Source organism: Pseudomonas sp. ADAK2 TE3594, assembly GCF_053628675.1.
The window spans coordinates 1,947,118-1,960,698 of the sequence record NZ_JBRJGV010000001.1 but is presented as its reverse complement, the minus strand read 5'-3'; the positions used below and the strand labels follow the sequence as shown (position 1 = coordinate 1,960,698).

Below are 13,581 nucleotides of genomic sequence, written 5' to 3'. Positions count from 1 at the left end.
GCATTCAATCCCGGAAACCAGCATGGACAACCTCTCAAAACCCAGACCGGCCTCACTGCGAATCCCTTCCACAGTCTGGGCCCTGGGTTTTGTCAGCCTGTTCATGGACCTGTCTTCAGAGCTGGTGCACAGCCTGCTGCCGGTGTTTCTGGTCACGACCTTAGGCGCGAGCGCGTTGACCGTCGGGGTGATCGAGGGCATCGCCGAGGCGACCGCGATGCTGACCAAGATCTTCTCCGGCGCCATCAGCGATTTTATCGGCCGGCGTAAAGGCCTGCTGTTGATGGGCTACGGTCTGGCAGCCTTGTCGAAGCCACTCTTTCCCCTCGCACACTCGGTGGAGGTGGTGTTCACCGCGCGTTTTCTGGATCGCATCGGCAAAGGCATTCGTGGCGCGCCGCGAGATGCGCTGGTTGCCGATGTGGCACCCGCCGAAATACGTGGTGCCTGTTTTGGCATGCGCCAATCGATGGACACCGTGGGCGCCATTCTGGGTCCGATCCTGGCGATCGTGCTGATGCTTTGGCTCGGTCAGATCCATCTGGTGTTGTGGTTTGCGGTGATCCCGGCGGTGATATCGGTGGCGCTGATTGTCGGCGGGGTAAAAGAACCGACCGCTGCCGCTGGCGAACGCACCTTTCGCTCGCCCATCCACTGGAAGGTTCTGCGGGATTTTTCCCGTGGTTACTGGTGGGTGGTGATCGTCGGCGGGCTCTTCACGCTGGCCCGTTTCAGCGAAGCCTTTCTGGTTTTGAAGGCGCAACAAACAGGCCTGACAGCCACTTGGGTGCCGATGGTGATGGTGGTCATGTCGCTGCTCTATGCCGTGTCCGCCTACCCTGCCGGCTGGTTGTCCGACCGGATCAGCCGCACCAAAGTGCTGTGTGTCGGCATCGTCTTGCTGATCCTGGCGGACCTGTTATTGGCGCAAGCGGATTCGATCATGACCATGCTGGCGGGCGTGGCCCTGTGGGGTCTGCACATGGGCTTCAGCCAAGGCATTCTCGCGACGCTGATCGCCGACACCGCGCCCGAACATCTCAGGGGCACGGCATTCGGCCTGTTCAATCTGATCAGCGGCGTGTGCCTGTTGATCGCCAGCGTGCTCGCTGGCGCGCTGTGGGAGACCTCGGGCTCGGCCAGCACCTTCATCGTCGGGGCGGTGCTGGCGGCAGCGGCGCTGTTGTTGCTTGTGCTGCGCAAGCCCTAGTCCGCAGCGGCGGCGAACCCGCGTTGCAAATCCTCGATCAACGCGTCGACATCTTCCAGGCCGATGTGCAGCCGCAGCACCGGGTTCAATGCACGATCTGCCGCGCTGTTGCGATCCTTGGTATCAGCGACGGTGACCAGGCTTTCATAGCCGCCCCAGGACGCGCCCAGACCAAACACCTGCAGCGCATCGATAAACCGTTCGACGTACGTGGCGTCGGCCTCGCGCAGTTCGAAGGAGAGCAAACCGTTGCTGCCATTGAAGTCCCGTCGCCACAGTGCGTGATGGGGATGATCGGGCAGCGCTGGATGGAACACCCGCTTCACCTGCGGTTGCGCCTGTAGCCATTGAGCGATTTCCAGGGCCTGGCGTTCGTGTACGTCGAGGCGCGGCGCCAGGGTTCGTGCACCGCGCAGCACGAGATAGGCATCGTCGGGGCTGACGGTGATGCCAAAGGTGTCGCTCATGGATGCCAGTGGCTGCCAGACCTCTTGCCGGGTACAGACGCTGCCCATGACCACATCGCTGTGACCGCACAGGTACTTGGTCAACGCCATGATCGAGATGTCCGCGCCCAGGGTCAGCGGCCGGTACAGGTAGCCCGAGCCCCAGGTGTTGTCCACGGCCAGCAGGATGCCGCGCGGTTTGCACAAGGCGGCAATGGCCGGCAGGTCGCAGAGTTCATACAACAGCGAGCCGGGCACTTCGGTGTAGACCATTTTGGTGTTGGCTTGCAGTTGCGCTTGCAGTTGAGATTGCAGCCCGCTGCCGTCAGGCGCGAAGTAGCTGACCTGGATGCCGAACGGCTCAAGCAGCTCCCGGGCCAGACGCCGCACGGGCGCGTACACCGCGTCGGTGATCAGCACATGATCGCCGGGCCGCAAGTACGCCAGAAACGTCTGCGCCACCGCCGCCAGCCCGGTGCCGTACAAGCGGGTGCGGTAACCGCCCTCCAGTTCCGTCACCAGATCTTCCAAGGCGAAGGCTGTCGGATTGCCTCGGGCGCCATAGCTCAGAACCCGTTCGCTATCACGACGAGCACGGGCGTCGCGCATTTGTGCAAGGTTGTCGAACAGCACCGTGCTCAAACGAGTGACCGGCACGTTGACCGCCCGACCACCACGGCCCTTTTCAGTTCGCGCCGAATGCACCAGACGGGTACGAACCCGTGCATCACGGGTGGCTTGAGACTGTGCGCGCAACGGTTTGAGGCTGGCGATTTCGTCTGCGCTCATTTGCGCCAACAAGCCTATTTCCCAAGCCAGATACTGGCGCGCCGCCTCCTTGTTGCCGGAGTGGCGATCATGAGTAAAGAACAGGAAATCGATGCACTGGTGATCGGGCGGTGTGTTGGCATCCTCTTGCAGCACAAACCCCGCTGCACGCCAGGCCTCGACACCGCCGTCCAACAGGCGGGTTTGTGCACGCTGAGCGTCGGGCAACTCCAGCGTCGCGAACGCAGCCAGCAGCGGATCATCGGCCAGCAGCACCAGAGGCCGCTGTTCACCGGCCACGTCACTCGCCAGCAACGAGCGGATTGACCAGCGCGAGCCCGCGATATGGGCTTTGCGATGGTTCATGCTCGGGCGCAGGTCAATCAGTGCCACGGCGTTATCCTTCAGCGCATCGTTCAGGGCTTGTGCCGTGATCACTGGCAACGCTTCGTGAGCGAGGGGCTCAACCGCAGGCAACGCCAGATCGCTGTTCACCCCATCCGCTAAAACATAAGCCTCATGCCCCAACTGCCGAAGCCAACTGGCAATAATCGGTGCCCGCACGCCATCGCTGTCAATCAACACCACCCGCGCCTGGCGCACGCCGATGTACAGATCGGTGGATTGAATCAGCTGACCACCCGGCGTGTGTTGCGCGCCCGGCAGGCTGCCAGCGGCAAACTCCTCGGCGGTGCGCACGTCACACAGAAACAGGCTACGTGCGGCCTCCCCCGCCCACTGCTCGACCTGCGCGGTCGCAACGGTTTTTACCCCGGCTCGTTCGGCCAATTGTGCCGCCGCGAGGCGCTGTTGCGGCAAGGTCTTCGATGACACCTCATCGGCATAGCGACGGGTGCTGCCATGCTCCAGCTGAAGGTCTTCCAGGTACCAGCCCTGGGTCCCATTTTCGAGGGCGTAGACCGGGTTCTTCAGACCCAGATTGATCAGGGTCTGGGCGCCAATAATGCTGCGGGTACGACCGGCGCAATTGACCACGATCGGCGTGCTGTCGTCCGGCACCAGATCGTATACGCGATAGCCCAATTCACCATTCGGGCAGCAGACAGAGCCGGGGATGGTCATCTTGCGGTATTCGTCGAACGGCCGACCGTCCAGCACCACCAGCGGTTCGCCCCGGGCTTGCCATTCGGCCAACTGCCTGGCGGTGACGTGCGGCGTATGACTGACCTCTTCCACCAACTCGCCAAAGGCCTTGGACGGCACGTGCACGCCGGCAAACAGTTGTAGGCCTGCCGCCTGCCAGCCATCGGCACCACCGTCGAGAATATGCACGCGGCCATACCCCAACACCTGCAGACGCTGAGCGGCGCGGGCCGCGACGTCCCCACCGTTCTGGTCATAAATAACCAACCGCACCTGTGGATTCGGCGCCAGGCGTCGGACCTCCAGCTCCAGGCGACTGTAGGGCAGGTTCACCCCGTGAAACAGATGGGCTTCGCCATATTGGCCGTGCTCACGCACGTCAAACAGGGCAATTTCCTGCCCGTCGAACAGCCATTGCTGCAGTTGCCCTGGGGTTACGGTCTGGCTCATGCATAGGCCTTGATCGACGGTGCCATCTGCGAGGCGTTGTAATTGAGAATGCGCCCGTCGGCCTCGACCCCATAACGGCCATTGAGCGATTCCAGGGGCAAGCCGTACAGGTGGAAATGCAAGGTCGGCTGCTCGCCTTCGACACGGATGCCATGCAGGTCTTCACCGAGGAACGAGATCGATGTGCCAGGCTGCACGATCACTTCTTTTTCCAGGCGCAGGGTGGTGAACCCAGGCTCGCGACCGTCGTCATCACGGGCGTAGACGTAGTTGATTTCCTGGCCTTCGACGGCGCTGATGATCGCCCAGGTTTCGTGGTTGTGCGGGATGGTGCTTTTGCCCGGCAACAGCGAGTTGAGGTACAACGTCGGCGTGTCGCCATCGTCATTGAGACGGTAGCGGAACGCGGTGCTGCCCTGCCCTGGCACTGGCGCCGGGAACGCGTCGAAATTGAACAGATCGCGACGCTCGGCCAGGGTTTCGAGCAAGGCGATGATTTGCGTCAATGCAGCACGGTCGACGCCGCGTTGATTGATGATGCGGATCTTCTTGAGGAAATCTTCGATGACGGCGGCACGGTTATCGGTACTCATGAACAGGCTCCTCGGTATTAGACAGACAGGCTGTAGCGGCTCAGGTTGGTCAACAGATACGGATCGTTGGCGACGCGGGGACGGCGTCCCGGATCGCCCAGGGCATGACGCAGAAACTCTTGAGTGCGTTCGCTGGTGGGGTGCTGGAAAATCTGCGCGGCGCTGCCGTGCTCGACGATCACGCCGTTTTCGGTGAAGTAGACGATGTCGCTGATCTCTTCGGCGAAACGCATTTCGTGGGTCACCAGCACGCAGGTCATGCCCTCTTCGGTCAGCTCGCGAATCACCGTCAGCACCTCGCCGACGGTTTCCGGGTCGAGGGCCGAGGTCACCTCATCGAACAGAATCAATTCCGGGCGCATGGCCAACGCCCGAGCAATCGCCACTCGCTGCTGCTGACCGCCGGAAAGTTGTCCCGGATAAGCATCAGCCTTGTGCTCCATGCGCACTTTGGCCAGCAAGGCGCGGGCGTCTTTCTCCGCCTCGGCGCGGTTGCGCCCCAGCACTTTGCGCGGTGCGATCACCAGGTTCTCCAGCACCGACAAATGCGGGAACAGGTTGTACTGCTGGAACACAAACCCAACGCGCTTGCGCAACTCGATGCGCTGGGCTTCCTGGGCCAGGGTGTGAACCTCGGTGGTGCCGACGCGAATACTGCCGCGCTGAGGCTGCAACAGGCCGGTGATGCAACGCAGGATCGTCGACTTGCCGGAACCGGACGGGCCGATGATCGACACGGCTTGCCCACGGTGCACGTCGAGGTCGATGCCCTTGAGCACCGGGTTGCTGCCAAATGACAAGTGCAGGTCACGCAGGCTGACCAGAGGTTCAGCGACGGTTTCAGTAGAAGGCATAACGTCGCTCCAGGTGTTGGGTGAGTCGGGAAATCGGGTAGCAGTAAACAAAGAACAGCACCAGCAGGCTCAGGTAAATCACCACGGTAAAACCGGTCAGGTTCACCGTGTTGCTGGCGATTTGCGCGGTGTCGATCACGTCATGCACGCCCACCAATGACGCCAGCGCGGTGCCCATGGTGATCACCGCGTAGAGGTTCATCCACGGCGGCAACATGCGCTTGAAGCACTGCGGCAGGATGATCGAGCGGAAAATCTGCCCTCGGGTGAACGCCAGGGAACGTGCAGCTTCCCATTGGGTGCTGGGGATCGAGGCGACCGCGCCACGGAAGATCTCCGCGACGTTGGCGCTCGCCGGCAACGCCAGGCCAAGGGTGACCTTGACCCAGTCCGGAAACGAGACATAGGTGCTGCCGATGTGGATCTCGAACGGGAACACATAGGTGGTGAAATAGATCAGCACCAGCCACGGCGCATTGCGAAAAACCTGCACCCAGATCCGCGCCGGCAAGCGCAGCAACCACAACGGCGACAACCCCAGGGCGCCCACCAGCAGCCCCAGCAACGACCCCAGCCCGATCGCCACCAGGCTGATCAGAATGTTCTGGCCAAAGCCCACGACCAGCGCCGGTGACCATTGCAGCAAGGCCTTGAGCACTGGGCTGTGCGGGGCGAAATACATCAGCCAGAGCACGGCAACCGCCAGCAATAGCAACTTGCCGACATGCCGCCGTGGCCAGGCCACTGGCGCGGTGACGGACGATTCAATGGCCATAGCCGGGCATCCTCAGGCGCGCTTCGAGCAGGCGCCCCACACAATTGACGGTAAAACTCAGCAGACCGAAAAACGTCAGGATCAGAATCATCAACTCCAGCACGTTATCGCTCTGGGTCCAGATCATGATCGCCGCGTAGGTGATGTCGCCGACGGCAATCGCCGAGGCGACGGCGGTCATCTTCACCAGGTCGATCAGGTTGTTGATCAGCGACGGCAAGGCGAAGCGCAGGGCCAGCGGCAGTTGCACATTCCACAACAACTGGCGGCGGCTGAACGCCAGCGAACTGGCTGCCTCCATCGTCACCGCTGGCACGGCTTCGATGCCGGCGCGCAAGGCTTCGGCATGGAACGCGCCCTTGTGCAGCGAAATCACGATCACCACCCAAGCGAACGGCGTCAGCGGGTTGGCCGCGCCGACGGCCTGGGTCAGCAGCATGTTCAGCACCAGGAACGCGCAATACAGCTGCACCAGCGTCGGCGTGTTGCGGGTGACTTCGACAAACACCCGCGCAGGTTTCGCCAGCCAGGGGTTACCCGAGGTCAACATCGCCGCCAACCCGAGACCCGCCAGCAGGCTGCCGACGATGGTGAACAGGCACAGCAACACCGTGGTCAGCGCGCCCTGCTCCAGGGTTCCGCACTGATAGGCGTCCAGCAAAAAACTGTAGTTCAGGCCGAAGCTGGCGGCCCAGTGGACGAACAATTCCAGCCAGTGATTCATGGTTCGCCCCGCAATTGCCCGCAGGCTTGAGCGATGCGTCGTCCGGCCTCGGCGACGGTTTCAGTTGCAGTGGCAATGGACAGGCGAAACCACGGCGACAAGCCATAAGCGCTGCCCGCTACGCCGGCCACGCCCTCCTCCAGCAAATACGCAACGACGTCGGCATCGGTTTCAAGACGCTGACCATCCGGGCGATAGCGGCCCAATAATCCGGAGCAGCGGATAAATACGAAGAAACCACCTTGAGGTTCGAGCACTTCGAGGCCGTCGACTTTGCGTAAAGCACTCACCAGTAAATCCCGGCGTTGCTGATAGGCCGCGACCTGCGACCGCAAGAAATCCAGTCCGCCCTCGAAAGCTGCCAACGCGGCGGCTTGCCCTACCGAAGAAGCACCCGAGGTGGATTGCGATTGCACGACGGTCATCGCATTGGCCAGCGCTTGCGGTCCGGCACCGAAACCGATTCGCCAACCGGTCATGGCGTAGGTCTTGGACACGCCGCCCACCAGCAGGCAGCGCGACTGCAAATCCGGCGCGACGTTGAGCAGGCTCTGGGCCGGCCGACCGTCGAAGCGGATGTGTTCGTAGAGCTCATCCAGCAGAATCAGCACCTGGGGATGGCGCCGCAGCACTTCGGCCAAGGCTTGCAACTCGGCCGCGCTGTACACCGCGCCGCTGGGGTTGCCGGGGCCGTTGAGGATCAGCCAGCGAGTCCGCTCGCCGATGTATTGCTCCAACTGCTCGGCCGTCAGCTTGCAGCCTTGCGCCAACCCGCATTCGATGAACACCGGCTCGCCGCCATTGAACCGCACGCTGTCCGGAAACGACGGCCAATACGGCGTCGGCACCAGCACTTGATCGCCGTCATCGAGGGTGGCGGCGAAGGCATTGAAGATGATCTGTTTGGCACCGTTGGCAATCACGATCGATTCCAGCGGGTAGTCCAGATGGTTTTCCTGCCGGAGCTTGCGTTGCACCGCAATTCGCAAGGCCTTCACGCCCGGTGTCGGCGTGTACTTGGTGGCACCGCCAGCGATGGCGGCATAAGCGGCCTGCTTGATATGGTCCGGGGTGTCGAAATCCGGCTCGCCGGTGGTCAGGTCGAGGATGTCGCGACCGGCCTCGCGCAGGGCCGTGGCTTGGGATTTGGCGGCGGCATTGGCCGACAGCGAGACGCGCTGCACGCGTTTGGACAGGCGAACATTCATGACTCGATCGCCTCCAATACCTTGCCAGGGTTCAGCAGATTGTTCGGGTCCAGCGCCTGCTTGATCCGGCGCATCAGGTTGAGTTCTACCGGACTTTTATAGCGCCCGAGCATCTCCCGTTTGTGCTGGCCGATACCGTGTTCAGCGCTGATTGAACCGCCGTGGGCGTGGGCGCTGTCGTGCACCAGTTGGCTGAGTGCCGCGTAATGGACCATGTGCGCCTCGACCGTCGAATCCTGCGGATGGGCGACGTTGTAGTGCAGGTTACCGTCGCCCAGATGGCCGAAGGTGTAATGCCGCACACCGGGAAAATGACGCTGCAACAAAGCATCGGTATCGGCAACAAACGCCACCACCTGGGAAATCGGCACCGAGATGTCGTGCTTCATGTTGCGACCGGCACGCTTCTGCGCCTCGCTCATGTTTTCGCGCAATAGCCACAACGCCTGGCTCTGGGCGAGGCTTTCGGCAATCAGCGCATCGGCCAGCAAGCGCTGTTCGAAGGCTTCGCCCAGTACCTGTTCAAACGCTTCGCGGGCATGGCTTTCACTGTGGTTATCGGACAGTTCCAACAGCGCGAACCAGGGCTGGCGGGCGCCAGGAAAGGGTTGCGGGCCTTCGGGAAATTGCTCACGCAGCAGCGCGAGGCACTCGGCGCTGAGCAGTTCGAACGCCGTGAGGCTGGCACCGAAACCGGCGCGGGCATGGGACAGGAACGTCACCGCCTGGGCCAACGAGTCGAAGGCCAGCAGCGCCGTGGCTTGCGCTTTGGGCAGCGGAAACAGTTTCAGGGTCGCGGCGGTGATAATGCCGAGCGTGCCTTCGCTGCCGATAAACAGGTCGCGCAAGTCGTAGCCGGTGTTGTCCTTGCGCAAACCGCGCAGGCCATTCCAGATTTCACCCTGAGCGGTGACCACTTCCAGGCCAAGAGTCAATTCGCGGGTATTGCCATAACGCAGCACCGCGGTGCCGCCGGCATTGGTGCCCAGATTACCGCCGATGGTGCAGCTGCCTTCGGCGCCCAGGCTCAGCGGGAACAGACGCCCGGCGTCACGGGCGACATCCTGAATGGTCTGTAGAATGCAGCCCGCCTCGACGGTCAGGGTGTCGTTGTCGGTGTCCACCGCCCTTACGCGATTCATCCGGTCGAGCAGCAACAACACCGCGCGCCCACTGGCGTCCGGGGTCGCGCCGCCCATCAGCCCGGTGTTGCCGCCCTGCACCACCACCGGCGTATCACAAGCCACACAGGCACGAACCACCGCCGCGACTTCTTCGGTGCTGGCCGGATGCACCGCGGCCAGCACCTGCCCCACATAACGGCCCTGTTTGTCGGTCAGGTACGCGGCGGCCTCTTCGTTGCTCTGCACATGACGGGCGCCGAGCAGTTGCTGCAAGGCAACGAACAACGGCCGACTCATGGCCGCACAGCCAGCGGTGCCGCATTGCGGTATTGCTCGTGCAGGTCACGCAAGGCCTGCGACGGCGCCATACCGGTGCGCTCGCCCAATTCGATCAACCAGCCGCTGCGGTGCCAGTCGCGCACGATGGCATCGAGTTTCGCCTGGGTATCGTGTTCGCCCTTGCGGATCCAGATCACCGAGTTCGACGGGATCAAATCCCCCGGCAGCGGGATTTCATACCCGGCCCACTCGGCATCGCTCAACAAGGTATGCATGGTCGGGCTGACATGCACCGCCGCCACGCAGCCATTGCCGCGCAACGACAACAGCGATTCGGACTGGCTGCGGAAAGCCTTGATTTGTGCGCCGTAGGTTTCCTGCAATGGCTTGATGAAGTTGCTGCCCTGGGACACGCACACCGGTTTGTCCTTGAGGTCAGCCCACTGGGTGATGCCCGCCCCTTTGCGAATCAACGCGGCGCCGCCGACTTCTTCATAAGGCGTGGGCACGTAATCGAGAATCTCGGCACGCTCTTCGGTGAACTGCATATTGGCGATCAGGATGTCGACCTTGCCCTGTTGCAGGAACTGCACCCGGTTGGGCGCCAACACCGAAACCGTTTGCGCCTCGACGCCCAGCGCCTTGGCGATGCCCTTGGCCAGTTCGACGTTGTAGCCCAGGTGCTCGCCGGTCTTGGGGTCGAGAGTGCCGAATGGCGGGCCACTGAGAATCACCCCGACGCTGATGGCGTGGCGTTGCTTGATCTTGTCCAGTGTGGCGTCGGCCTGAGCGAGGCTGGCGCCCAGCACGGCGCATCCTGCCAGGCACAACGTGGCCAGGCCTCTGGCGGAAAAATATCGGTTCATGCACGACTTCCTTGAACGACCGCCGAGCCAGTCGGCGGCTTATTGAAACGATGAGGTGAACCGGTCAGGCACCGTTGGCCTGGAACTGTTTCTGTAAATCCACCAAGGCCGGTGACGCGGGGGTGATGCGGTTGCGGGTCTGGGCTTCGATCAGCCAACCGCTGCGATGCAGTTCCTTGACGATGGGATCGAGTCGAGCCTGGGTATCGCTTTCGCCTGGTCGGGTCCAGATCACTGAAGGGGCCGGGTTGAGTTCCGGGCTGAGCGCGCGATAGCCCTGCCATTCGGCGTTGTCGGCGATCAACGGGTTGATCAGCGTGGCGTCATGCACCGCTGCGACGCAGTTGTTGCCACGCAGCGCGAGCAAGGATTCCGACGAGCTCTTGAAGGCCTTGATCTCAACGCCCAACTCGGTGAGCGGCTTGATGTAGCTGCTGCCCTGGGAGGTGCAAACGGGCTGGCCTTTGAGGTCTTCCCAACGGGTGATTTTGCTGTCCTTGAGCAGCGCCGCGGAACCGCCGACGCGGTAGAACGGTGTCGGCACAAAACCGAGAATCTCGCCGCGCTCGGCCGTCCATTCCATGTTGGCGATCAGCAGATCAACTTTGCCCTGCTGCAAAAACTGCACGCGGTTGGCGGGCAGTACCGGCACCAGTTGCACCTCGGCGCCCAATTGCCGGCCCAGCTCTTGTGCGAGGTCGACGTTCAAACCCCGTGGCTTCTGGGTGCCCGGATCGATACTGCCGAAAGGACCGCCGGACAGTACAACCCCCACTGTCAGCACATGGCGTTGCTGGATTTTGTCCAGCGTTGCATCAGCCTGAGCACCGGCACTGGCGGCCAATGAGATCAAGGCGCCCAGCATGGCAGGCAACAATCGTTTTACAGGTGAGCGCTCAAGCAACATGGATTTCCCCTCATGGAATGATCGGCGTCCCCCGACCTGATGTGAGGGCATCCTAGGTACAGCGTTGGTGTAACGGAAATTCAAATATCTAATATCGTTATAACTTGCCGTGTTGTCGCTAAACGACAATCTTCGAAATCCCAGCAATTACTGGCATTTGTTGCTTGCACAATAAAATATCGCCAAAAACACATAAATAAATGTAATGTTTATGTTTGCAGCCTTGATATAAAAACAGCCTCGGGAATGGCCATGTCGACCTCATCTACCCTCGATCTCGAATTACTGCGCACCTTCATTGCCGTGGTCGATCACCACAGTTTTGCCGAGGCCGGCGCGCAACTGGCTCGCACGCAATCGTCGGTCACCCAACACATGCAACGCCTGGAACAACAAGTCGGGGTGAGCCTGTTCGAGAAGCGCGGGCGACAGAAGCAACTCACCGAACCCGGTTTGCAGTTGCTGCGCCATGCACGGCAGATGCTTTCGCTCAACGACGATGCATTGAACTCGCTGCGCGAAAGCAACTTGAGCGGCGTATTGCGCATCGGCTCGCCCCATGACATTGCCGACACCATCCTGCCGCCGATCCTCAGCCACATCGCTCGCTCAGCCCCTCGCTTACGCCTGGAGATCGATGTCGGCCGCAGTCCGTTTCTGATGGATGACCTGCACAGAGGCAAGGTCGACATGGTGATTTCCACTCGCCAAGACCCGACGCTCGAAGGCTTTGCCTTGCGCACCTCGCCGGTGTGGTGGATCTGCTCGGCGCAGTACATCCATACGCCCGGCGAGCCCTTGCCGCTGATCCTGGTGGATGAGCCGAGTATTTATCGTCGGTACGCCCTTGAGGCGCTGGAGCGCGCCAATATTCCATGGCGCCAGGCGTACCTGGCGTCGAACCTGATCGGCATCAAAGCCGCGACCCGTGCCGGGCTGGGCGTCACGCCCAGAAGCATGGAAATGCTCGGCCCGGACATGCGCGTACTCGGCGAGACCGATGGCCTGCCACGGCTGCCGGACGTGACCTACCACTTGTGGATTCGGCCCAACACCGTGAATCCGCTGGTACGTCGAGCCTATGAGTTGATCAGAAGCAGCCGAGGGCTCTGACCCGCTCAGCTTCCCTCGCTGCTGTGTGCTTCTTCAAAGAAGTAATCCTTCCAGCTGGCAGCCTTGTTTTTCAGCACACCGAGTTCCTGGAGCTTCTCGGCGTAAATGAAGGTGCGCTGGGGCACGACGGTGAAGTCGATTTCAGGGTCGGCGACGATTTTCTCAACCAGTGGCAGCGCCAGCTTCGATTGTTCCACCCGGATATAGGTCTGGGCGGCTGCGGGCTTATCGGCCTTGATTATTTTCTCGGCCTCGGCGAGTGCCGCGTAAAACGCCTTGTAGGTTTTCGGGTTTTCGTCGTGGAATTTCTCGGTGGTGTACAGCACGTTAAACGTGGCCTGGCCACCCAATACGTCGTAGGAACTCAGCACCTTGTGTACGTTGGGACTCTGCAGCTCCTGGTACTGGAACGGTGGGCTGGAGAAATGTGAGTTGATCTCCGAACCACCGGCAATCAGCGCCGACGTCGCATCCGGGTGGGCCAGGCTGATCGAGATGTCGTCAAACTTCTTGAAGTTTTGCGCACCAAACTGTTTCGCCGTTTCGATTTGTAAAGTGCGCGACTGGAAACCTACCCCTGCTGCCGGTACCGCGATGCGGTCCTTTTCGGTGAAGTCCTTGAGGCTTTTTACGTCCGGATTATTGGTCAGCAGGTAATTGGGCATCGACCCCAGCGAGGCGATGGCCTTGACGTTTTGTTTGCCTTTGGTCCGGTCCCAGATCGTCAGCATCGGCGGCACGCCGGCCGATACCACATCCAGCGCACCGGCCAATAACGCCTCGTTCATCGCCGTGGCACCCGAGATGCTGCTCCAGTCGACCTTGATGTCGAGGCCCTGCTCCTTGCCATGTTTCTCGATGAGCTGCTGATCGCGCACCACGTCCAGGATCAGGTAACCGATACCAAATTGCTGGGCAATGCTGATTTTGCCTTCGGCCTGAGCGCCGGGGCTGAGTAACGCACTCACCGCAGCCACGGAGGCTGCCAGCAGTGTCAATGCGGAGCGCTTGAAAGGAGTCGCCATGAAAACCTCAACGTTATGGAAGTCAAGACGTAGACCCTGTAGGAGCGAGGCTTGCCCGCGAAGAATGCACCGCAGTTTTTCAGGTATTACGCGTCAGCGTTCTTCGCGGGCAAGCCTCGCTCCTACAGGGGCTAC

Annotated in this window: 12 protein-coding genes; 2 read left to right on the top strand and 10 right to left on the bottom strand. The window is 61.5% G+C overall.

Annotation, left to right across the window (positions count from 1 at the left end):
- Positions 1-22 precede the first annotated feature (22 nt).
- Complete coding sequence (locus tag AB7M22_RS09045; RefSeq protein ID WP_454185993.1) at positions 23-1,210, top strand: MFS transporter; 1,188 nt, start codon at positions 23-25, stop codon at positions 1,208-1,210.
- Here AB7M22_RS09045 and metC read toward each other — a convergent pair.
- The 9 genes from metC to AB7M22_RS09000 form a co-directional block, all read right to left on the bottom strand.
- Positions 1,207-3,978: a cystathionine beta-lyase gene (gene metC, locus AB7M22_RS09040; RefSeq protein ID WP_454185992.1), complete on the bottom strand. Its 2,772-nt coding sequence runs from the start codon at positions 3,976-3,978 to the stop codon at positions 1,207-1,209. The two genes, AB7M22_RS09045 and metC, sit on opposite strands and share 4 nt — an antisense overlap.
- Positions 3,975-4,571, bottom strand: coding sequence for a cysteine dioxygenase (locus AB7M22_RS09035; RefSeq protein ID WP_454185991.1), 597 nt, complete (start codon positions 4,569-4,571; stop codon positions 3,975-3,977). Before AB7M22_RS09035 ends, metC begins: the two co-directional genes overlap by 4 nt.
- A gap of 17 nt (positions 4,572-4,588) precedes the next feature.
- Positions 4,589-5,425: an amino acid ABC transporter ATP-binding protein gene (locus tag AB7M22_RS09030; RefSeq protein WP_007904450.1), complete on the bottom strand. Its 837-nt coding sequence runs from the start codon at positions 5,423-5,425 to the stop codon at positions 4,589-4,591.
- Positions 5,412-6,200, bottom strand: a complete 789-nt coding sequence (locus tag AB7M22_RS09025; RefSeq protein ID WP_454185990.1) for an amino acid ABC transporter permease — start codon at positions 6,198-6,200, stop codon at positions 5,412-5,414. The genes AB7M22_RS09030 and AB7M22_RS09025 overlap by 14 nt, the downstream gene beginning before the upstream one ends.
- On the bottom strand, positions 6,190-6,924 hold the full coding sequence (locus AB7M22_RS09020) for an amino acid ABC transporter permease (protein ID WP_454185989.1): 735 nt from the start codon (positions 6,922-6,924) through the stop codon (positions 6,190-6,192). Before AB7M22_RS09020 ends, AB7M22_RS09025 begins: the two co-directional genes overlap by 11 nt.
- Positions 6,921-8,132 carry an aminotransferase class I/II-fold pyridoxal phosphate-dependent enzyme gene (locus AB7M22_RS09015; RefSeq protein WP_454185988.1) on the bottom strand — a complete coding sequence of 404 codons (1,212 nt, stop codon included), beginning with the start codon at positions 8,130-8,132 and terminating at the stop codon, positions 6,921-6,923. Before AB7M22_RS09015 ends, AB7M22_RS09020 begins: the two co-directional genes overlap by 4 nt.
- Positions 8,129-9,553, bottom strand: a complete 1,425-nt coding sequence (locus AB7M22_RS09010) for an FAD-binding oxidoreductase (protein WP_454185987.1) — start codon at positions 9,551-9,553, stop codon at positions 8,129-8,131. Before AB7M22_RS09010 ends, AB7M22_RS09015 begins: the two co-directional genes overlap by 4 nt.
- Positions 9,550-10,401: a transporter substrate-binding domain-containing protein gene (locus tag AB7M22_RS09005; RefSeq protein ID WP_454185986.1), complete on the bottom strand. Its 852-nt coding sequence runs from the start codon at positions 10,399-10,401 to the stop codon at positions 9,550-9,552. The genes AB7M22_RS09010 and AB7M22_RS09005 overlap by 4 nt, the downstream gene beginning before the upstream one ends.
- Positions 10,402-10,465: 64 nt before the next feature.
- Complete coding sequence (locus AB7M22_RS09000) at positions 10,466-11,308, bottom strand: transporter substrate-binding domain-containing protein (protein WP_454185985.1); 843 nt, start codon at positions 11,306-11,308, stop codon at positions 10,466-10,468.
- Between the two features lie 252 nt (positions 11,309-11,560).
- Here AB7M22_RS09000 and AB7M22_RS08995 point away from each other — a divergent pair, with 252 nt between their 5' ends.
- The gene (locus AB7M22_RS08995; protein ID WP_008011114.1) at positions 11,561-12,421 is read left to right on the top strand and encodes a LysR substrate-binding domain-containing protein; all 861 of its coding nucleotides are present in this window, start codon (positions 11,561-11,563) and stop codon (positions 12,419-12,421) included.
- A gap of 5 nt (positions 12,422-12,426) precedes the next feature.
- Here AB7M22_RS08995 and AB7M22_RS08990 read toward each other — a convergent pair whose 3' ends face one another.
- On the bottom strand, positions 12,427-13,446 hold the full coding sequence (locus tag AB7M22_RS08990; protein WP_454185984.1) for an ABC transporter substrate-binding protein: 1,020 nt from the start codon (positions 13,444-13,446) through the stop codon (positions 12,427-12,429).
- Positions 13,447-13,581: the final 135 nt, after the last annotated feature.

What these genes read in the sequence shown, in the direction of transcription:
- AB7M22_RS09045 (WP_454185993.1), top strand. Translation starts at nt 23, where the DNA reads ATGGACAACCTCTCAAAACCCAGACCGGCCTCACTGCGAATCCCTTCC.
- metC (WP_454185992.1), bottom strand. Translation starts at nt 3,978, where the DNA reads ATGAGCCAGACCGTAACCCCAGGGCAACTGCAGCAATGGCTGTTCGAC.
- AB7M22_RS09035 (WP_454185991.1), bottom strand. Translation starts at nt 4,571, where the DNA reads ATGAGTACCGATAACCGTGCCGCCGTCATCGAAGATTTCCTCAAGAAG.
- AB7M22_RS09030 (WP_007904450.1), bottom strand. Translation starts at nt 5,425, where the DNA reads ATGCCTTCTACTGAAACCGTCGCTGAACCTCTGGTCAGCCTGCGTGAC.
- AB7M22_RS09025 (WP_454185990.1), bottom strand. Translation starts at nt 6,200, where the DNA reads ATGGCCATTGAATCGTCCGTCACCGCGCCAGTGGCCTGGCCACGGCGG.
- AB7M22_RS09020 (WP_454185989.1), bottom strand. Translation starts at nt 6,924, where the DNA reads ATGAATCACTGGCTGGAATTGTTCGTCCACTGGGCCGCCAGCTTCGGC.
- AB7M22_RS09015 (WP_454185988.1), bottom strand. Translation starts at nt 8,132, where the DNA reads ATGAATGTTCGCCTGTCCAAACGCGTGCAGCGCGTCTCGCTGTCGGCC.
- AB7M22_RS09010 (WP_454185987.1), bottom strand. Translation starts at nt 9,553, where the DNA reads ATGAGTCGGCCGTTGTTCGTTGCCTTGCAGCAACTGCTCGGCGCCCGT.
- AB7M22_RS09005 (WP_454185986.1), bottom strand. Translation starts at nt 10,401, where the DNA reads ATGAACCGATATTTTTCCGCCAGAGGCCTGGCCACGTTGTGCCTGGCA.
- AB7M22_RS09000 (WP_454185985.1), bottom strand. Translation starts at nt 11,308, where the DNA reads ATGTTGCTTGAGCGCTCACCTGTAAAACGATTGTTGCCTGCCATGCTG.
- AB7M22_RS08995 (WP_008011114.1), top strand. Translation starts at nt 11,561, where the DNA reads ATGTCGACCTCATCTACCCTCGATCTCGAATTACTGCGCACCTTCATT.
- AB7M22_RS08990 (WP_454185984.1), bottom strand. Translation starts at nt 13,446, where the DNA reads ATGGCGACTCCTTTCAAGCGCTCCGCATTGACACTGCTGGCAGCCTCC.